The organism is Arthrobacter sp. Y3223065 (assembly GCF_059090885.1).
This window is the reverse complement of the sequence record NZ_JBNHGC010000001.1, coordinates 410,911-430,238: the sequence shown is the minus strand read 5'-3', so window position 1 is coordinate 430,238 and position 19,328 is coordinate 410,911. Positions and strand designations below refer to the sequence as shown.

Below are 19,328 nucleotides of genomic sequence, written 5' to 3'. Positions count from 1 at the left end.
CACCCCTCCGACGTCAGGATTCACTGTTGCCCATCGCGTCCCGCCTTCAGCCTCTCGCCGCCCGGATCATCACCGAGGCCAACAGCGTGCTGACGGAACGCCGCGTGCGAACCCGGCTGGCCGACGCCAACAGGAACGCCGGCGACCGGTTCGACTGTGTCCTGTACTTCGCTGACGGCCCGGACAGCGCCTATCAGGTAAGGCAATGGCTTGCTCCCATGGCGAAGCTGGCGGAGCGCCACCGGGTCGCGGTTCTGGTCCACCGGCCAGCCACGGCCGCGGAACTGCTTCCTGATTCCCCGCTGCCGGTGTTCCTCACCAAGGGCATCGCGGAGGTGGAGACATTCATCGAACGCGCCGGGGCCCGGATCGTGTTCTACGTCAATAACAACCGGGATAACTTCACGGTTCTCCGCCTGCCGGCTCAGGTGCACGTGCACCTGAGCCACGGGGAGAGCGACAAGGTGTCCATGGTCTCCAACCAGCTGAAGGCCTACGACTTCGCCTTCATCGCGGGCCCCGCCTCCCGGGAACGCATCCTGGCCGCCTTGCAGCGGTTTGATGAGTCCCACCTGGTGGAGATTGGACGGCCGCAACTGGACTTCGCCGCTTCTGCGTCGCAAACCAAGAACGACGGCGGACGTCTCACCGTCCTGTACGCCCCCACCTGGGAAGGGGACCGTCCAGCCATGGCATACGGCTCGCTGGCCAGCCATGGACGGGAGATTGTCGGCTCCCTCCTGGCTGATGCCCGCTACCGGTTGGTCTTCCGGCCGCATCCGCGGACCGGCAGCAGGCTCGCCGCTCACCGTGCCGCTCTGCACGAGATTGAAAAGATGATCGTCTCTGCGGAAAAGGCTGAGCCAGCGGGCCACCGGGTGGACACGGCTGCCGACTTCTCAACCGCCATGGCGGAAGCGGACCTGTGCATCTGCGATATCTCTGCCATGGCCTTGGATTGGCTTCCCAGCCGGAAGCCCCTGCTCATGACGAAGCCTTCGGATCCAGGGGCCTACATCGATGCACAGGGCGTGGCCGCCAAGACCAGGCTCATTGACCAGTCCGAGGCAGCACGGACGCCGGCGCTGCTGGCCGAGGCTGCCGCAGCCGGGATCAGCCCTGGCCTGCTGCAGCTGATCGCCCACCATTTCGGCGATACTTCGCCGGGCGCGAGCACCGTGCGGTTCGTCAACGCAGTGGCGAAGATCCTCGCGGAACAGCCGGCACCCTAAGACAGCAAGCGGTCCACCACACGCCCGGCCGCGCTTCCGTCGTCGCGCGGTGCGTACTTGGCTACGAAGTTTTTCAGCTTAAGCTCGCGTGCCGAGTCGCTCGAACGGCTCTCGCCAATAGCGTCGAACAGTTCTTCTTCGGTTTGTGTCACAGGCCCGGGCAATTCCGTGCTGTAATCCAGGTAGAACCCGCGCAGGGCGTCGCGGTAGTTCTCCAGGTCGTAGGCATAGAAGATGATGGGCCGTTGCAGGATGGCGTAGTCGAAGAAGACCGACGAATAGTCGGTGATCAGCACGTCGCTGGCCAGGTAGAGTTCCTGGATTTCAGGGTACTTGGAGACGTCGTAGACACAATCGCCCGCTTCTTCCGGAATCTTCACGGCGTCGCTGACCAGCACATGCATCCGCAGCAGCAGCACGGTGTCGTCACCGAAGCGGTCTTTGAAGGCTTCCACGTCAAACGGCAGATCGAAACGGAACCGTCCCGTGCCGGTCGACTGGTCGTCCCGGAAGGTTGGAGCGTAAAGGACCACACGCTTGCCCTCAGGGATACCCAGTTTCCGCCGAACGGCAGCGGAGCGCTGCTCGGCGTCCGGCCGCACGAGGATGTCGTTGCGGGGGTACCCCAGCTCCACAACCTCACCGGTGTAGCGGAAGGCACTCCTGAAGGCTTCCGTAGCATAAGGGCTCGGCGAAAGCAGCGTGGTCCATTGCTTCACAGCCTGGTCCACGCGGGAAATGTAGCCCGTGTCCCGGCCGTGGACAGCGTTTAGGTCGTGGACCATCCTCTTCAGCGGTGTGCCGTGCCAGGTCTGGATGAACACCCCGTCCTTCCGGCGTCGGAAGTAGTGCGGGAAATTCTGGTTGTTGATCCAGTACTTGGCTTTGGCCAGATACCAGTAGTAGCTCGGCGAGAGCCGCTTGACTACCTTGGTGTAGGGGTCGGGCGCCGGGAGCTTGCCGTGATAGACCCATACCTTGCGGCGTGTGTCCCCGCGCCGCACCAGTTCTTCGTAGATATAGCGCGGACTGTCGGCGTACTGTTTCCCCAGCCCGGACTCGAACACCATCAGGTCTGCGTCCATGGGCGTCTTCGAGACCAAGGCGAACATCCGCTGCATGGCCGGGAAGTAGAAGCGGCTGCGTCGGAACCTGCCAAACAGCCGTTCGAACAACTCCGGGTCCAAGGTTTTTTTCCACCGGGATTCAGCGGGGCGGGCTCCGGCTACGGCCTCGAAGATCCGCTGGCAGTTATTGGTGTCCCGGAAGGTCAGGAAACGGCGGGATCGCGCGACATTCTCTGGCCTGGGGGTGCAGCCGCGCCCCAGCGTGGACTCCAGCTGGTCCAGCACGGCGGACCGGGCAAAAGCAATGTCGCCCGGCAATTCCTCATCCAAGTCCAAATGCGATCCTTGCGGTCCCAAAAACCGCTCGCGGTCGAACTGGAAGTAGTGCACCGGTTTTTCAAGAAAACTGAAGTCGAAGCCCACGCTCGAGTAGTCGGTCAGTAGGACAGCGCTTTCCTTGAGCAGGTACTGCACGTCCACCTCACCCTGGGAGATAACACGCGCTGGTGCCCCGGAGAAGTGGTGCCGGAACTGCTGCATGTTCGGATGCAGGCAGAAGATCACCTCGGCGTCGTGCTTATCAACCAGAGCGCGCAGTCGTTCGTCGTGGAGCAGCGCGTTCCACTCCTGGAAGTACTCGGACTCTTCGAACTGATCCGGGTTCTGGAGCCAGTCCCGCCACGTAGGAATGATCAGGATTTGGTTGGGCCGCACCGACACATCGCCGGCGAAGAGCGCGTCGAACCGGGACAAGCCGGTCACCAGCACGTCCTTGGGCGGATAGCCAAAGTCGCTGACGATGTATTCCTTTTCCCGCTCCGAGCTGACCATAAACAGGTCGGTGTCGAATCCGGGAGCTTTCTTGCCGTAGTTCGGGACCATCCACTTGGTACCCATCACCCCGTGCTGCAGGAACACCTTGACGCCGCCCACTGCCTTGCGGAACTGCGGGAGCCAGGTGGGATACAGAAAGTCGGGATGGTGCGAGCCAATGAACCGTTCGGCCCGCAAGGCCAGTTCGAAATGTTCCCTGGAGCGGTAGTTCACCACGTGGTCCAGGCCGTCCAGGTTGCGGAGGTCCGGAGACGCAGGGTCGATCACATAGTAGGCGTCGATTTCAGGGTGCTCACGCCGCATGTAGCGGAAGAAGTGCAGCCCGGTGTCTTGGGCCTTGTAAGGACGCTCCCCCACAAGCCAGACTGGCTTGCGTTCTGTCTGGGAATCCCGGATCCGGCCCTTCCGGGTCTGCTCCCGCAAAAATTCGAAGGCATCGGTATCCAGGAGTTCAACGTGGAAAGACGTGTTCTTGGCTTTGAAGGTGTAGTAGGGCGTGATGGCCAGCGTTTTGTCTCCCCGCTTTTGCCATCCGGGACGGGTCAGTTTCCGCGTAACGTATCGGGTACGCCCCACGCGCGTGCGCTGCGGCTCGGTTGCGCCTACGGCACGGATTTGGAGCCAGGCATCCAGAATTTCGTCGCGCACTAATTCTTCGTCGGGGACAGCGCGCAAGTCCAAGCGGGCATGCAGCTTGTACCGACGGAGCCCGTGTTTGCGCCGAGTCGCCTCGGTATCCAGCACGAATACGGCGGTTGAAGTGTAACGAGCTCCACTCTCACGCCCAAGCAGCATCAACTCCACTGCTTCAGCCTCACCGTGGCGGGTGACCAGCGTCGCGCGCAGGTCCACCTTTCCCCTGCTCACGGTCAACCGGTGGACGTAGACGGCGTTATAGGGCTTCAGCGGCCGGTTCACCGCAAGTGACAGCAGTCCGTGCCGGTTGATGTACGGCTCGAAGGTGCTCCCTTGGACCAGGACCCGGCGGAGTGAACCAACTTCGCTGTCGGCAAAACGTCCGAATGACGCCCAAGCCGTCATGGTCTTATCCCCCGCCAACGAACCGTCCGCCAACGCGGATTGAATGTCGGCGTATCGTTTTCCGCTTGCCTCCGTCAGGACAGTGGCGACCGGATCGCTGTCGAAGATGTTGGTGCTGAACTTCGGCAAGTCCTTGGCCGCCGCCCGGAACTGGACGAAGAGACCTAGGATTTCGCCGTCCTCACCTTCCGGGAGGGACACTGCCGCCTGCGCGAGATCCGCCAAATCAACCTGGACACCGTAGCTGCGGCTTTCCCTTCCTGCTGCGGCCGGAACCTCCGTTACGTCGGCGACTTTGGTCCAGTTGCCGGCCGTATTCTTGCTCCACAGGGAGGCAGGTCGGAGTTTGGCGGAAACACTGAACCGGGCATGCAGAACCCTGCCCCGTTGCTCCAGGCGCAACGAACAAAAGTCCTTTCTCGCCGGCCCGCGGCCCCTGCGGGTGACCAGGCGTGCGCCCTGAAGCGCGGAACGGAGAGCGCCGGTTCGTGATGTCATGACTGTTCCCTTTCAAAGGTGCTGGCGGCAGGGAAGTAGGCGTTCAGGAAACCCTGAATCAGCGAGTCCACTTTCCCGGTATCCATCCCGGCGCTGTCTACCTCATTGAGGCAAAAAACGTCCGCATCCTTACGCCGCAGCAACCGTAACAGCTTGGCCTGAGCTGCCGAATCATTGATGTCAACGTAGCGGTAAGACAGCTCCCCCGGAACGGCAGCCCCGATGGCGAACCCATAGTAGTGAGCCAGCGAGGACGCTACGGAAAGATCGCCCGGATCCCTGAATTTACTCCGCTGGGTCCGCAACAGTTCCTGCGGATGTTCGTGCTCCAACCTGGACAAGGTACTGACCTTTTGGGGGTGGGCTGCGTGCTTGAACTTCCGTTCAACAGTGCGTCCGAAAGCCGCCTCCAGCAGTGCACGGTTGTTCTTGGCCGCGCTGTCCACGGGCAGGTCCTCCGCCGAGCGCGGCTGGTAATCGACTGCTTGTTCGGACAGGAAGAACTTGGCAAGCCCGTTGCCGTGGAAGAACAGCTCCGGCTCGACCGGCCGCCCGAAGAACACGTCGTCGTTCATATACAGGAAATGTTCGCTCAACCCGTCAATGTGGTGAAGCTGGGACTCGATGGCATGGGAGTTGAAAGTTGGCAGCGCGTTGGCATCGGAGAAGATTTCCCGGTGGTCCACCACGGTAATCCGGCCATTGGAGGCATCCAGCCACTGCGGCGTTTGTCCCGCCGTCACCAGATACACGTGTCGGACCCAGGGAGCGAAATAATCCAGCGAACGCAGCGAGTATAGAAGTTCGCCGCGCGAAGAGTAACGCGCTTCGTTGGCGGCTGTGCGGTTCCTGTGTGCCGGGTCGCTGCCGACCATCGCCTGCGCCTTGCTGCGCTGCCACTGGGGATCGTTGCCGTCGACCCATGTGTAGACCACATCTATGGGGAAATCAACCGTCGTCAGGAGCGGCAGGTCCGACCCTCGCGTGTGTCCGGGAACAGCCTGCGGCCGACTGCCGCTGGCGATGACATCGAACACCGCCGGCATCACGTTAGACGGGATGGCCGCTGCCAGGCGGCCCTTAAGTCCGAAGCGCATGGGCTCCTTTCCTGCAACGGCTTGCGCTGCTACTCCACTGCCACTGGCACCGCCACTCTTCGGCGCCCAAGACTGCAATAGCTTAGCAATGCTGCCTGTGCCTGACCTGAATCGACCTGCCTCCTTCGCATCCCCGTCACGACGTGACGGTTCGATAGACTATCCGCTGTTATTCGGACGTGACCGCCAGGAGCCAGACCATCGCTGTAGCAGCACCGCCCAAGACCACCCCCTCAATGCCGAAGGCCGGCACCGGGCTTCGGCTGGACATACAGGGACTACGCGCCATAGCCGTGTCCCTGGTGGTTGCCTACCATCTCTGGCCCGACCGGTTGACCGGAGGGTTCGTCGGAGTGGACGTCTTCTTCGTCATCTCGGGCTTCCTGATTACCTCCCATCTGGTGAGGCGGCCGCCGATGGACTGGCACGGCTTAACCGCGTTTTGGGGGCGCCGGATCCGTCGTCTCCTGCCGGCAGCGTTCGTCGTTTTGGCGGCCACCGCCGTTGCGTCGAGGCTGGTGGCCCCGCCCACGCAATGGGGCGCCATCGCCAAGGAGATCATCTCGTCGGCACTCTACGTGCAGAACTGGGTGCTGGCCGGAAGTTCGGTCGACTATCTGGCCGCCGAGAACGCACCTACCCCCACCCAGCATTTCTGGTCCTTATCGGTAGAGGAGCAGTTTTACCTCCTGTGGCCGGTCCTCGTGTTCGTCGTGTTCTGGTTCGCGCATAAGCGGTCGTTGAACGCGCGGCGCCTGCTTCTGGCGGCGGTTGCCGCCGTCGTGGTCCTCTCCCTTGCCTTCTCCGTTGCCGCAACCGCTGCTGAACCCGGCAGCGCTTACTTCATCACGCCCACCCGGATGTGGGAACTGGGAATGGGCGGACTGGTGGCACTGGTGGCGCCGACCGTGGCACATTACCTGCCTGGTGCCGCGCGCGCAGCACTCGCGTGGGCCGGCATTGCTGCAATCGTCTGGGCAGGCGTGTTCTATACCGGAGCAACGCCGTTCCCCGGTTATACCGCTTTACTGCCGGTCCTGGGCACCGCGCTGGTGATCTTTGCCGCTGCTGAGGGAAGGCTCTCCCCCACCCGGTTTGTGCGGAACCGCCCAGTCCAATGGCTGGGCGAGGTTTCCTACTCCGTGTACCTGTGGCACTGGCCCCTGATCGTTCTTCTGCCGTACGTCAGCGGCGGCGAACTGGGCTGGCTCGACAAGTCGCTGATTCTGGTTGCGACGCTGGTGCTGGCTGGACTCAGCAAGACGTTCGTTGAGGACCGATTCCGGTTTCCCTCCGGCAAGAATGGTCTGGTGCCCACGTACCGATTCGCGGCAGTGGGCATGGTGCTCCTCACGGCAGTGGGCGGCGCGCAATTGGTAGAAGTTAACCACCGCACCTCACAGGCTGAACAACAGCTCACTGCCATGGTGAACAATGGTGATCCCTGTTTTGGTGCCGCCGCCATCGCCAAGGGATTTGACGAATGCGTACCAAACCCCCAAGCGCCGGTAGTACCGGAGCCATCGCTGGCCAAAGACGACAAATCCGACGCCTACGCCGACGGTTGCTGGTCGAACCAGCCGTTTACCGACCGCCCCGTATGCACGTACGGGGATGGGCCCACCAAAGTCGCGCTAGTAGGAAACTCGCACGCCGGTCAATGGCTTCCCGCGCTGCAGGTGCTGGCTGAACAGAATGACTGGACGATCTCCACGTACCTGGTTTCCAGGTGCAACCCGACATCGGTGCCACTGCAGTTCGATACCGAGGAAAAGACGGCGAACTGCGCCGCCTACGGCGACTGGGTGCTGGACGAAACCGCCGGCGATGCGTTCGACCTGATCGTTACTTCGGAACGTCAGTCTGTCCCGGTGCAAGGCGAATCGTGGGACAGCACCGAAAAACCCGCCGTCGATGGCTACCTTGACTACCTGTCCCGCTGGGCGGACAGCGGCGCCAACGTCGTCGTGATCAAGGACCCGCCCTTCCCTGGAAATACCATTCCTTCGATTCCGGACTGCCTCGCCGAGAACCCCGACAACCCTCAACAATGCTCGGGCACGCCTGACGAATGGTATTGGATGGACCCGGTCACCACAGCCGCGATAGAGCTGGACCATCCAAAGATCCGGACGGTGAACATGGACGGCTATTTCTGTGCGGATGGCACCTGCCCAGCAGTCATAGGATCAGTCGTCACCTATTTCGACGCGTCGCACATCACAAGCACATACGCGGAAACGCTCGCACCGTACCTGGAAAGCGCAGTCCTGGCGGCGCTGAAAGGCTGAGCGCCTGCCTTTCAGCCGCGCAGGTCTACGCTTACGTTGCCGTGAACAGTGGTGTAAGGACGTTCACCGCCCGGTCCCTTCCCCATCTGCACCTCCGGAACCACACCCACTCGTCGTGGGCTGCCAGGTCGCCCCTGCTCGGACAGTTCCCCGAATACGTCGACGATGTGGCCTCCCAGCGTCTCGAGTACGCTTTGGCCGATAGTGCACCTGAACCGCCCCGGACCAGACGCTGACTGACCGGGCAGCCTCTCTTCGATGCTTCCGTCCCGGGTGCGCAGGAGGATGCTAAGGCTGTCAGCCGGCGAGCTGACGCTCAGCTGCAGGTCCAAACCGCCGGGGCCCCAAGTCGTACTGGTGACTTTGGGGTCGACCTCCAGCGCTTCCTCCGATCTAACCACCTCAAGCATTGCTGCGGCGTCACGGTCACGAATGATGGAGGTCTTGCGCTGCGCAGGCTCGGGCAGGCTGGAAGCCAGCTCCGCCGGAATGTACTTTTCCACGAACTCAGCATGCGCATGGACCCAGCGGCGTTGGATGTCCTCCGACATCTTCAGGTATCGGTGGGGCTCGTAGACGCGGAGGCACTTGCGACGGTAGAGGTCAAGCACCAACATCCGGGCCAACTCGGGTTCGGGCGCTCCGGACAGAAGAATCTTGGCGATCTCCCCCACTGACCACGTATAGCCTTCCGGAACGGTGACAGCACTGCTGATGTTGGCACCGTCCGTCCGCGTGCGGATGAAGTAGTAGTCATAGTCCGCCAGAACAGAAATCCGCTTTGCTTTCAGATAGCACTGGGAGATGACCATGCCGTCTTCGAGCCGGACCTTGTCCTCATGGAAGCGAATGCCGTTGCCCAGCAACAGGTCGCGTCTAATCATTTTTTGCGGTGACAGGGACCGAAGGATGGTGCGCAGGTCTGCGTCCACGAGTGTTTCCTGATACAAGGCGCTCTGCACGCGGCGGCCGCCAATGCCAACCATCTTGGGAACCAGTACATCCGTACCGTGCAAATCTGCGAACTCCAGCATCCGGCGCAGTGCCTGCGGACCAAGCTTGTCGTCGGCGTCGCAGAAAAATACATAGTCGGCCGTAGTGGCAGCCATGCCTACATTGCGTGGTTTTCCGGGCCACCCGCTGTTCGCCTGATGAATGACCCGCATGTTGCTGAGCCGGGCAGCATAAACATCGAGAATCTCGCCGCTGTAGTCGGTGGAGCCATCATCGACTGTAATGACCTCGAAGAGGGCCTTGGCCAAGTCCTGTGCTTCCAGCGAATTGAGCAGCTCTGTCAGATACGGCATGGCGTTATAGACGGGAACCACAACTGCCACCCGCGCTGTCGAGGCACTAGCCGATGGTCCTGAATCCATGCGTCGGTGCGCTGACGGTTTCGCACGGTCTGCCACCTTTAGCGCTACGTCTGCCCATCTCTTGCCGAGAACCATGTAACCCTCACTTTGACCGATTCAGCTTAGCGACTACCAGAGTATCCGCCGCTGTGACAGAGGGGAACTTCGATGCCCGAGGGGCTAGGCTGTAAGCCGTTCATTATTTACGACTGGGAGCGCATTGACACTGATCTCCAACTCTCGGACCAGGCAAACGTGGGTCGACCAGGCTCGTTGGGCTGCCATCGTCCTCGTCGTCGTAGGCCACGCGATGGGCCAAATCCGCGGGGACAGCGGCGCGGCGCTCGTCGTTTCCAACTTCGTCTACATGTTTCACATTCCGGTGTTTGTCCTCCTCGCTGGGTGGGGTGCAGCTCGAACGGAAGCAAACGGCGAGAACCTGCGAAAGATCTTCTGGCAGCTTCTCCTTCCGTATATCGTGTTCCAGCTCATCGCCTTTGGCATGAACTACGTCGTGAAGGGCGCGACCCCAAGCTGGTCCTTTACATCCCAAACATTTGGACTCTGGTTTCTGGTTGCACTCGCCGGATGGCGCCTGCTCGCTCCATGGTTCAGGGGGATTCCTTACGCGGTGCCATTGGCGACGTCTCTGGCCCTGGTCGCCGGACTGAGCGAGCACATTGGCGGATTCCTCTCGCTGTCCCGGATCATGTACTTCCTGCCGTTGTTCCTGCTGGGCCCTTGGCTGGTGGAGAGAATCTCGGCGTGGCGTTTGGACCGTCGTTGGCGCTTTGGCGGCGCGTTGATGCTGTTGATGGCGGCAATCACGACCGTTTTCCTCCATGAAGACTTTTGGCGCAGACCGTTCCTAGGCAATGCCGGCTACGAGGCCTTGGGACTCCTCCCAGGTGAAGGGATGCTATGGCGCCTCGGTGCGCTGGTTGTCGGCACCGCCCTTGCCACGTCCTTTATGTTGGTGCTGCCAGGACAACCAGGGACGCCGACCAAGGCGGGGCGTTGGATCGCCGATGCTGGCCGTTCCACCATGTATCCTTACCTACTTCATCTGCCCGTCCTGACGGTTATCGGGGCAACCTCGTTGACCGAAACCGGACAGCCAACAGTGAGGGCAGGTCTGTTCATCTTCGCGGCGGTGCTGTTCTGCGGAGTTGCTGCGTCCAAGCCCGTACAGCGGATCGCTGAACCGGCGGTTGAGCCCCTGACCTTCTTGAAGAGATTCACCTCGCGGCCGAAGGTGACCCAACAGTCCTAGCGGGCGGCCACGCGCTTGGCGACGCGTCGGACCCGCGCCGTCAGGCTCCTTCGGAGCTGTGAACGCCGTAGGCGCTTTCCGAACACGGCGTCGTGAGGGAAGGCATCCCAGAGGCGATCGAGGTCGACCAGTGTTTTCGGCAGCGTCGAATGGCGGGCCGCTGCTCGAAGCGACCCAGCCGATATCTCATCTGGCGTCAACGCCATTCGATGGACAGCGGAGTCATCGAGTGTGGAAAAGAAGTCCTGAAACTTGAATCTGTCACCGGCCAACTCGCTGCCTTCGATTTGCACCCAAGTCCAAGGAACGCCGTAAGCCTGGGCAACGATCAGTCCATGGAGCGAAGTGGCGAGCACATGCGATGCCGACGCGATCTCGTTCACCACCTGTGCCGCCTCCTGCTCGACATCGACGGTGGTGATATCGTCTGATATCTGTTCAGGCAGCAGAGCTTTGTGTTTGTAGTGCGGCAGGAGGATCACGCCGCCAGCAGCCTCTGCAGGCCTAGGTTCAAAAATTCTTGGAAGCAATAGAGCGGGATCGCCCAGTACCTCCGGAACGTCCCAACCAAGGCCCGAGACGATCTCCCTGCGGGTGAGGTGGCCTCGGACAGCCGTGATTTGGGTTGGTTTCCGGGCGCGCAGGCGCCGTACTTTGGGTCCGTCCAGCGGAGACAGCAAACCCGATCCCCAGATGTGGTAGCCCGGCCTCTCCAGCATGTTAATGACCGACCCGACCGACATGATGGCCCCGGGATGAGCCAGCGAGCCGCGGACGTTCACCGGGCGTTTACCGGTCAAAGACGACACCAGCCATGGGCCGATAAGGTCGCCGAAGTTAACCCGTCCGTCCCACCAAAAAGCGGGCACTTCCCCACGGCCGAGCACCTCGGTCCTGGACTCAATGCTGCGCCACGCTGCGCTTTTGATGAAGCTGTCGATCAGCGCGTTCGCTTCTTTGGCGACCAAGCCATGGTCGGCGGCGCTCCAGCTTTTGAGCACATGTTTTTGTCCTTCCCGCTGAAGGCGTGTTCCGCCCGAAGCGATTAAGGATCTGACCAAAGTCCGCGCCGTATGGGTCCGTCCAAAGACCGTCAGGCGTATCTCATTCGCCAGCATCATCAGGTCGAAGGCCACACGGTCACCGTGAATCATTGCATCCAAGGCAACGCAGTCCGGCGAATGCCGCCGGACACGCACACCCTTTGGTACCAACTGCTCGAGCGCACTGGCGATGTCGTCCAGCACAGAAGTTTCGGCACCTACAGTCACAGTCATTCCTCGCACTATCGGTTGTCGGCGATTCTAGGACCCGCGCTCAGACAACCGGTGAGCGACGCGCCGAAGGAAGCCGCAGACGGATCTGCGGCCGGCTTGTTTTCCCTGCAGCTAGGACAGCTCTTTGACGATCTGGCTGATGCTGTCGAGGGTTCGCTTGAGCTCGTCTACGTGGCGCTCATCAAACGCGCTCAGCACACGCTTCATCTCGGTTGTAGAGATGCCGGACGTTCGGGGCAGGTAGACAACTTCCACTTTGTCTTCCAGATCATCGAACTTGCCCCTCCAGTCCTCGCCAATGCCGAAGACGTCGACGCCGTACTTCTCAATGTCAAAGCGCTTCTGTTCCCAGTTCTCTTCCGGGATCGCCTCGTCCACGTACCGGATTGACCGGACTATTTCGATGCGCTGCTCGAAGGGAACCACCGGCTTCTTGCCCTTGATGGCGTTGAATTCATCCGTGGATACGCCGACAATCAACCGGTCGCCCAGACCTTTGAGACGCTTCAAAATGTTCAAGTGACCGATATGGAACAGGTCGAATGTTCCATAGGTCAGCACAGTCTTGCTCACGCGCTTGCCCCTGATTCTTTGCTTGGACGTTGTAGGTCTGCTGGCCAGTGTATCCACCGCCGCTGGGTCGGCTGCGATTAGATGACCGGCCACCGGCCGGCCCGCCCCATCCGCACGATAGTCCGCCAGGCCAGCTTCCGCTGCGATTCACCCGGCCCCCAAGGGTCTTGTTGCCAGCCAGCGAGCCAACCGGCGAACCACGGCTTCAGCTCGGGCCGGTTCCGTCGGGATCGGGCTATCTGGACCAGCGTCCACGTAGCCACATAAGCCCAACTGAACGGCCAGGGCAGGTTTCGCCGTGCCAACCACACCCGGTTGCGGGCGTTGAGGCGGAAGAATTGTTCATGCCGCCGCGGGTCTATGACAGGGTGTCCGGCGCGGAGGTTCCCGGCGTACCACGTTCGAAAGCCGGTGTCCCAAACCCGCCAGGCAAACTCGATGCCCTCATGTGCATACCAGAACGTCGCGGGCCAGCCGCCCGTTAGGTCGAAGACGTCGCGGCGCATCGTGATGGCCATTTCGACGACGGAGAACACGTTTCCGGACTTGTCCGCCGAGCCCTTGCGGAGTCGCGGAATCCAGCGCTGCGGCGCATCCGGATTGCTAGGATCCTCGATGCGGGGCTGGATCATGCCGATGTCCGGTTCGGCCTGGAAGAGCTGAACACAGTTCAGCAGGAAGTCGTCGTCTGGCAACCATGCATCGTCGTCCAGGAAGAAGAGGTATTCTCCGGTCACATGCGGCACACCGGCGTTCCGGCCAGCCGGTATTCCGAGGTTCTCCTCCAGGTACAGCGCTTTGAAGCCAGCCGGCATATCCGCGGGCTGCCAACCGTTGCCCACAACGACCACATCCAACGACACTCCCCGCTGGTTCTGCAGCGATTTCAATCCCCGCGACAGTTCCCTCGGGCGTGTGCCTTGCGTCAGAATAACGACGCCGAACGTCGGCTTCGTGCCCACGTCGTCTGGCGCCGTCAGGCTCTCGGAAGTGTTCTGTCTCCTCGCGTTCATTTCCGCAACCTCGGCGAAGCCATGATTGCGACGAAATGTCCCAGGTTCACGAACAGTGCCCCGGGGACCAGAACGTACAGAAGCCAGCGTTCCCCCACTCCAGGAGCAGAGGCGAGGAGGGACACAATGGCTGCGGCGAGGATCAGTAAACTCATCTCCACGGAGTGCAGGACCCGATGGAAGGGCAGGAACCTGGCGAGGCGTCGCAACTTGCCCACGAGGGTAGCCGACGGAACCGCTTTGGCCTCCGCCGTGTCGGGCAGTTTCTCGAGTCCTGCCAGCGCACGCGAGGCATGGACCATCTCGTTCTGGGCTTTGTTCAGCACGATCAGCAGCGCCAGCGCGGTGCCGAGGAAGAGGTGCATATATGCCTGGCCAGGGTCGGCTTGCAGAAGGCGGAACTCCCCGATGCAGCGCATACCCAGCGCTATGGGGATAAGCCCTTCCGTTGTGTAGTGGCCTATCTTGTCCAGGAAGATTCCCTTGGGGCCCTGTGTGCCGCGCCAGCGGGCCACTTCGCCGTCACTACAGTCGAAGTACAGCTGCAACTGGGAAAAGAACACCGCCAGCAGCGGGCCCCAGATGCCGGGAATCAGCAACGATGCCGAAATCGCCCAACCCGAGAGGATCATCAACCCGGTGACGCCGTTCGCGGAAATCGGCGTGCGCACCAGCACGCTGGTCAGGTAGATGGAGATGTGGCGCAGATACAGCTCGGCCGTCCAGTGCTCGGCGTTCTTGCGGCTGCGTACTTCCGGAGGCTGGGCGACCGCCCTCAATTGCTCCAAGGTTGGGCGGCCGGGACGGGAAGGCGTATTCATCTTTTCCTCCGACCGGTGTCGACGGTCCCGTGGGCGCCAAACAGCCTTCCCTTGATGTAGCCAAGTCCCCAGCTGATGTGAATGGATGGCAGGACCGCTAGAAGCCACAGCCGGTCCCGCATCCGCAGTTGCCCCTTGGCCGTTGCCGCGGCCAGGACCACTCCCAAGGCGTAGAACGGCGGGATCAGTGCAAGCGCCGCTGTCCCGGCAACGAGCCAGATCGGCCAGCTTGACGTTACCCCTGCGAGTGTCAGAACGGCGGCAAGGATCCCTGTCCCCAGGCCTGCGATCAGCAGCGGCGGCAGGAAGTGCCGCGTCGACTTGCCCGACTTGTGCCGGCGGGCGAGTTCAGCGCGCCAAGTCCCCGCGGCGTAGAACTGTCGGACGAGCGTGTTCCAAGTGCTGCGTGGCCAATAGGTAACGCTGAGCTTGGGGTCGAACCAGACAGAATATCCGGCCTCGCGCAGGCGTAGGCAGAGATCCCAGTCTTGGCCGCGCCAAAACGTTTCGTCGTAGTGCCCGACGGCGTCCAACGCTTCGCGACGAAAGATGCCCAAATATGCAGATTCCGCCGGTCCTTCCGGAGCGCCGCTGTGGTAAGCCGCGCCCCCCAGCCCCAAGGGGGAATGGTAGGCCGCGGCGACCGCACGCTGAAAAGGTGTCCGGCCCTGTGCGTCCATCAGCCCGCCCACGTCCGCAGCTCCAGTGCGCAGAAGGGTGGCTACACCTTGGGCGGTGTAGCCGGCGTCGAGTTCGGTATGGGCATCAACTCGGACGACTATTGGATGACGACTGGCTGCGATCGCCAAATTCAGACCAACAGGCGTTCTGCCGGTCGAGGATTCAACGGTTTTTACCCGCGGTTCGCGCTGCTTCAACTGCTCCACGATGGCGCTCGTTCCGTCAGTCGATGGACCTACAGCCAACACGATTTCTTTGGGGCCCTCATAATGCTGTGCGAGGACACTCGCAACAGCGTCAGCCACATGCCCGGCTTCATTAAGGATCGGCATGATGTACGAGACGCCAGGCGTGCCGGCAAGCGCCCTCAGATCGGGACTTCGGCTCACTGATTCCGCAACTCCTGGTATGCCTTGACGACTTCCGCCGGTTCGCCATCCATGCGCAGTTCACCCTTTTCGATCCAGAGCACGCGACTGCAGGTGTCTTTGATGGACTTCATGGAGTGTGAAACCAGGAAGACGGTTCCGGCGTTCTCGCGCATCTCCCTAATGCGTGCTTCACTGCGCTGCCGGAAGCGTTGATCCCCGACGGCGAGGGCTTCGTCCACGATCAGGATGTCGTGTTGTTTGGAAGCAGCGATCGCGAATTTCAAGCGGGCCTGCATTCCGGAGGAATACGTTCCCATCGGCAGATCGATAAACTGCTCGAGTTCGGCGAACGCGATGATTTCGTCTTTGAGTTCCATCATCTCGGCCTTGGTGAAGCCGAGCGCAAGGCCGCCGAGGATGATGTTTTTTTCGCCGGACAGCTTCGGCATCAGGGCCGCACCAACTCCGAGCATGCTGGGCCGGGAGGAGGCATAGATCGCGCCACGCGTCGTCGGAGTCAATCCAACAATGGCACGCATCAAGGTTGACTTGCCGGATCCATTCGAACCGATAATGCCTATCGACTCGTTTTCGTACGCTTTGAAGCTGACCCCCCTCAGCGCATGGACTGTGCGCAAAGCCTTATGCGGAGTCAGGATTTTTCGCGAGCTTTCCTTCAGTCCCCTGCCCGTCGCGTAGGCCTTGTACTCCACGTGGACGGAGTCCGCGATGACTACGGGCTTGCTCCTATGTGCCGTTTCTGTCATTGTTCCGTCGCTCCTCAGTAGATCCTGCCGTAGCGTTCTTCGGCCTTCCAGAAGAAAACCACCCCGACTACCAGCAGTCCAACGCTCCAGATGGTTGCGTAGAACCAGTAGGTGGGGTCGGCCTCGTGATCAGGGAGCATGGCAGAACGCGCCAAGGACAAGAATTCGTACAAGGGGTGGAAGTCAAAGACAGCAACCAGCCAGGGGAATGCGCCGAGGATACGGTCCACTTGGAAAAAGACCCCGGATGTGTAAAACAGGACTCTGGTAATGATCGGGATGATCTCTTTGATGTCCGTCAAGTGCACGGTCAATCGCGCCGAGATCAGCGCGACCCCCGTGTTGAACATGGTCATGAGGACAACCAGAGGGATGATTTGCAGCCAACTCCAGCTCAACGGGTTGCCCGAGATCAAAACGATCAGGGCCATCACCACGAGGATCGGCACGAGGTTCATCAGCTGCTGAATGACCGCTCCCAAGGGGAGGGTGATCCGTGGAAAGGCGAGCGTCTGTACCAAGGCCTTGTTCCGCATGATCGAATCCGCGCCATGAGAAAAGGAACTGGCAAAGAACTCGAAGAGGAACACACCGATGACGATGTAGGCAACGATGTTCTCCGGCCGCCGGTCGCCCTGCAGCAAACCGAAAACGAGACCGTAGATCAGAGCGTTCATGGTCGGTTTGAGCACGACCCAAGCCATACCCAGGCGGTTTTCCTCATTGCCCGCTTGGATCCGGTACTTCGCCATGGATGTCGTCAGTTCTCGGCGACGCCAGACTTCGGCCAGATACTCGCGCAGGGGTGGTCTTTGTCCAACCCGCTCAAGATTGTTCTGCGCCGCTTCCTCGGCAAGGCTCATGCCACATGTCCCTTACAGGTCAGTCAAATAAACGCTAATCGCGACGGGGCCATACCCCGCCGCGCCTCTACTGAGTGTAGTAGATCGAACCGGTCCAGCTTACGAGCAGCCGCGGGGGTCAGCCCTCGACGTCCCGGAAGAACACACGCAGTTCCAGGCTGTGCTGCCCCGCCGTGTCTTGCGAATACGTGGCCTTCCCCACAATCCCGTCGAGGCCGCCCGTGCCGGAGCCGGGGATGATGTGCCCGTCGCTGACAGCGATTTCCCCCTCCGCCAGTCCCCAGTGCTGGATCACCATCGTGCCTTCGCGGCCATCCACGGAGCCACTGAACACTTCGGATGCAACGTATCCGGCACCGGTGCTGTTGCCGGCCATCAGCAGTTCTGCGCGGCTGGTGCCTGTGATCAATCCGTCAAATACTTTGGTCACGCGGACCCGGCTCAGGTCCGAGCTCGTTCCCTCGACCTCATAGGGTTCCGGCACCCAATCGGTGACGTCGAAGTCGGCGGCGATGATGTGTTCGGCCTCGGTCATGATGCCCTGTTTCTCCTAGATCGGTTGCCGAGTGCGTCAGAAGAGTCGCTGGTCGTGTGAGTCGGCATATTTCTTGCGGAAGAGTTTGCGGGTTTTCGGATCCAGAAACACCAGGTACAGCGCGAAGGCGACGGCCACGATGCAGGCGAGAAGCCGCGCCATGTCGAGGTCGAATTCGATGTAGGGGAAGATGTCCAGCTGGTCTGTGATCGCGTAGATCATCAGGAAGGACGTCACCGCGTAGACAGTCTGTACCTGCCAGTCATTCCGGATCCCTGTGGCCGCAAACAGCGGCAGCAGCCAAACGATGTACCAAGGTTGGATCATTGGGCCAAGCAACACCACGGCGGCAAGCGCCAGCGCGAGCCGACGAACAATCCGGTCGTAGCTGCCGCGGAACATGGTGTAGAGAACAATCAGCACGGCCACTACCCTGCCGCCCGTGTAGACGGCGGACTGCACCATCGCGCCGTCGAACCCCAAGCCGCCGGAGACCAGCCCCAGGAAGATCCCCAGCAGCCCGACCGGGGCATACCAGATCATCAGGCCGGCTCCTTGCTGGCTCAAGGCTCCCACCCAGCCGAATCCCAGCCCGTTGATCGCTCCCAAAATTGCCAGCAGCCCGAAGGAAATTCCGGCCGTCATGGCCCAGTAGCCGAATTTGCGCGGCCAACTGGCCCCCTTGCCCGCCCACAACAGGCCGACAAATGGCAGGAAGATCAGGGTGATCGGCTTGATGCCAATAGAAAGCGTCACCAGCAAGATGCCCAGCAGTACCCGTCGGTTCGCCGCATGGTAGAGGCCGGCAAGGGCCAATCCCAGCATCAGGGCATCGTTGTGAATGCTGGCGATGAAGGTGGTCAGGAACAACGGATTTGCACAGGCCAGCCACAACGCCCGGTTGGGGTTGATGCCGTGCAGTTCGGCAAGTTTCGGCCCATAGTAGACGCACAGCGCGGCACCGCCGATCGCGAGGATCCGGAACATGATGATGGAGTATTCCGGATGGCCGCCGGTGAGCCAGACGATGAACTCCTCCATCCAGAGAAAGATCGGCCCATAAGGCGTTGGGCTGCGTGCCCAGAGGTCGTCGGCGCCGGTCTGCAGATAGTTCTGCAACTGGTCGTACCCATCCACGTAGGGATTGAGGTTGTTGACCATGACTTTGCCTTGGGCGATGTAGGCGTAGACGTCGCGGCTGAACAGTGGGATACACAGTGCCAGCGGGGTGCCCCAGGCGACGATAGCGGTCAGCGTTGCCCGCCGTGCGGACTCGCCCCAAACCGTGAACTGTTGACCGAGCCGCAGCCAGGCCCGCACCAGGATCATGCCCCCGAGGGCAAGCAGGACCACCGAGAGGATCACACCGACCAGTTCCACCCGCAGGAAGATCAGCAGGGGCCAGCGCCGCAGTTCGGACACCGAGGCCAGCCACCCGACCCCCAGCGACCCAAGGAACATCATGAACGAGCCAATGGCGCCCTCGAGGATGCTCCGGGTAGACCGTTCCTTGACGACGCTTCCGCTGCGGGAGCTGGAAGGTTCAGTCGCGGGTCTTGGGGCAGTCATCTTCTCGGCGGTCCAATCACTCCGGGGTCAGTACACCTGGTCCGGTGCGGCGCGTGCCGCTGGGGTGGTCTGCACGCCTCGGAACGGTCAGTCGAAGGCAGCGTGGGAGGCACGCCTGCTTGAGGTGCTCTCTGCATGTTAGCACCGGGGCCTCGGCATTCCCTGCCGCC

General features: G+C 61.4%; 15 protein-coding genes. 3 read left to right on the top strand and 12 right to left on the bottom strand.

What is annotated here, in order from left to right; translation table 11 throughout:
* Positions 1-26: 26 nt before the first annotated feature.
* On the top strand, positions 27-1,232 hold the full coding sequence (locus AC5RUK_RS01955) for a CDP-glycerol glycerophosphotransferase family protein (RefSeq protein WP_494108432.1): 1,206 nt from the start codon (positions 27-29) through the stop codon (positions 1,230-1,232).
* On the opposite strand, the gene AC5RUK_RS01950 is transcribed toward AC5RUK_RS01955, so the two are convergent.
* A complete protein-coding gene (locus tag AC5RUK_RS01950) occupies positions 1,229-4,672 on the bottom strand; it encodes a CDP-glycerol glycerophosphotransferase family protein (RefSeq protein ID WP_494151240.1) in 3,444 nt (1,147 codons plus the stop codon). The genes AC5RUK_RS01955 and AC5RUK_RS01950 overlap by 4 nt on opposite strands.
* Positions 4,669-5,769 (bottom strand): stealth family protein, encoded by a 1,101-nt coding sequence (locus tag AC5RUK_RS01945; protein WP_494151239.1) that lies wholly within the window; start codon positions 5,767-5,769, stop codon positions 4,669-4,671. The genes AC5RUK_RS01950 and AC5RUK_RS01945 overlap by 4 nt, the downstream gene beginning before the upstream one ends.
* Positions 5,770-5,948: 179 nt before the next feature.
* Here AC5RUK_RS01945 and AC5RUK_RS01940 point away from each other — a divergent pair, with 179 nt between their 5' ends.
* On the top strand, positions 5,949-8,060 hold the full coding sequence (locus tag AC5RUK_RS01940; protein WP_494151238.1) for an acyltransferase family protein: 2,112 nt from the start codon (positions 5,949-5,951) through the stop codon (positions 8,058-8,060).
* 11 nt (positions 8,061-8,071) lie between these two features.
* Here the strand turns inward: AC5RUK_RS01940 and AC5RUK_RS01935 are convergent, their stop codons facing one another.
* Complete coding sequence (locus tag AC5RUK_RS01935) at positions 8,072-9,397, bottom strand: glycosyltransferase family 2 protein (protein ID WP_494108436.1); 1,326 nt, start codon at positions 9,395-9,397, stop codon at positions 8,072-8,074.
* A 238-nt stretch (positions 9,398-9,635) separates the two neighbouring features.
* On the opposite strand from AC5RUK_RS01935, the gene AC5RUK_RS01930 reads away from it, so the two are divergent.
* Positions 9,636-10,688, top strand: a complete 1,053-nt coding sequence (locus AC5RUK_RS01930; protein WP_493987009.1) for an acyltransferase family protein — start codon at positions 9,636-9,638, stop codon at positions 10,686-10,688.
* On the opposite strand, the gene AC5RUK_RS01925 is transcribed toward AC5RUK_RS01930, so the two are convergent.
* The 9 genes from AC5RUK_RS01925 to mptB all read right to left on the bottom strand — a co-directional run bounded on the left by AC5RUK_RS01925 (position 10,685) and on the right by mptB (position 19,158).
* The gene (locus tag AC5RUK_RS01925) at positions 10,685-11,965 is read right to left on the bottom strand and encodes a polysaccharide pyruvyl transferase family protein (RefSeq protein ID WP_494151237.1); all 1,281 of its coding nucleotides are present in this window, start codon (positions 11,963-11,965) and stop codon (positions 10,685-10,687) included. The two genes, AC5RUK_RS01930 and AC5RUK_RS01925, sit on opposite strands and share 4 nt — an antisense overlap.
* A gap of 111 nt (positions 11,966-12,076) precedes the next feature.
* Positions 12,077-12,538 carry an FAD synthase family protein gene (locus AC5RUK_RS01920; protein ID WP_493987008.1) on the bottom strand — a complete coding sequence of 154 codons (462 nt, stop codon included), beginning with the start codon at positions 12,536-12,538 and terminating at the stop codon, positions 12,077-12,079.
* Positions 12,539-12,615: 77 nt separating this feature from the next.
* Positions 12,616-13,551, bottom strand: coding sequence for a glycosyltransferase family 2 protein (locus tag AC5RUK_RS01915; protein ID WP_494151236.1), 936 nt, complete (start codon positions 13,549-13,551; stop codon positions 12,616-12,618).
* Entirely contained in the window at positions 13,548-14,372 is an 825-nt protein-coding gene (locus AC5RUK_RS01910; RefSeq protein WP_494108440.1) for a CDP-alcohol phosphatidyltransferase family protein, read from the bottom strand. The genes AC5RUK_RS01915 and AC5RUK_RS01910 overlap by 4 nt, the downstream gene beginning before the upstream one ends.
* Entirely contained in the window at positions 14,369-15,442 is a 1,074-nt protein-coding gene (locus AC5RUK_RS01905; protein WP_494151235.1) for a glycosyltransferase family 2 protein, read from the bottom strand. The genes AC5RUK_RS01910 and AC5RUK_RS01905 overlap by 4 nt, the downstream gene beginning before the upstream one ends.
* Positions 15,439-16,191, bottom strand: coding sequence for an ABC transporter ATP-binding protein (locus AC5RUK_RS01900; RefSeq protein ID WP_493987004.1), 753 nt, complete (start codon positions 16,189-16,191; stop codon positions 15,439-15,441). Before AC5RUK_RS01900 ends, AC5RUK_RS01905 begins: the two co-directional genes overlap by 4 nt.
* A 14-nt stretch (positions 16,192-16,205) precedes the next feature.
* Positions 16,206-17,054, bottom strand: a complete 849-nt coding sequence (locus AC5RUK_RS01895; RefSeq protein WP_493977410.1) for an ABC transporter permease — start codon at positions 17,052-17,054, stop codon at positions 16,206-16,208.
* A gap of 118 nt (positions 17,055-17,172) precedes the next feature.
* Positions 17,173-17,589 carry a DUF3224 domain-containing protein gene (locus AC5RUK_RS01890; protein WP_493987003.1) on the bottom strand — a complete coding sequence of 139 codons (417 nt, stop codon included), beginning with the start codon at positions 17,587-17,589 and terminating at the stop codon, positions 17,173-17,175.
* 36 nt (positions 17,590-17,625) lie between these two features.
* A complete protein-coding gene (gene mptB, locus AC5RUK_RS01885) occupies positions 17,626-19,158 on the bottom strand; it encodes a polyprenol phosphomannose-dependent alpha 1,6 mannosyltransferase MptB (protein WP_493987002.1) in 1,533 nt (510 codons plus the stop codon).
* Positions 19,159-19,328 lie beyond the last annotated feature (170 nt).

What these genes read in the sequence shown, in the direction of transcription:
- AC5RUK_RS01950 (WP_494151240.1), bottom strand. Translation starts at nt 4,672, where the DNA reads ATGACATCACGAACCGGCGCTCTCCGTTCCGCGCTTCAGGGCGCACGC.
- AC5RUK_RS01945 (WP_494151239.1), bottom strand. Translation starts at nt 5,769, where the DNA reads ATGCGCTTCGGACTTAAGGGCCGCCTGGCAGCGGCCATCCCGTCTAAC.
- AC5RUK_RS01925 (WP_494151237.1), bottom strand. Translation starts at nt 11,965, where the DNA reads ATGACTGTGACTGTAGGTGCCGAAACTTCTGTGCTGGACGACATCGCC.
- AC5RUK_RS01915 (WP_494151236.1), bottom strand. Translation starts at nt 13,551, where the DNA reads ATGAACGCGAGGAGACAGAACACTTCCGAGAGCCTGACGGCGCCAGAC.
- AC5RUK_RS01910 (WP_494108440.1), bottom strand. Translation starts at nt 14,372, where the DNA reads ATGAATACGCCTTCCCGTCCCGGCCGCCCAACCTTGGAGCAATTGAGG.
- AC5RUK_RS01900 (WP_493987004.1), bottom strand. Translation starts at nt 16,191, where the DNA reads ATGACAGAAACGGCACATAGGAGCAAGCCCGTAGTCATCGCGGACTCC.
- AC5RUK_RS01895 (WP_493977410.1), bottom strand. Translation starts at nt 17,054, where the DNA reads ATGAGCCTTGCCGAGGAAGCGGCGCAGAACAATCTTGAGCGGGTTGGA.
- AC5RUK_RS01890 (WP_493987003.1), bottom strand. Translation starts at nt 17,589, where the DNA reads ATGACCGAGGCCGAACACATCATCGCCGCCGACTTCGACGTCACCGAT.
- mptB (WP_493987002.1), bottom strand. Translation starts at nt 19,158, where the DNA reads ATGACTGCCCCAAGACCCGCGACTGAACCTTCCAGCTCCCGCAGCGGA.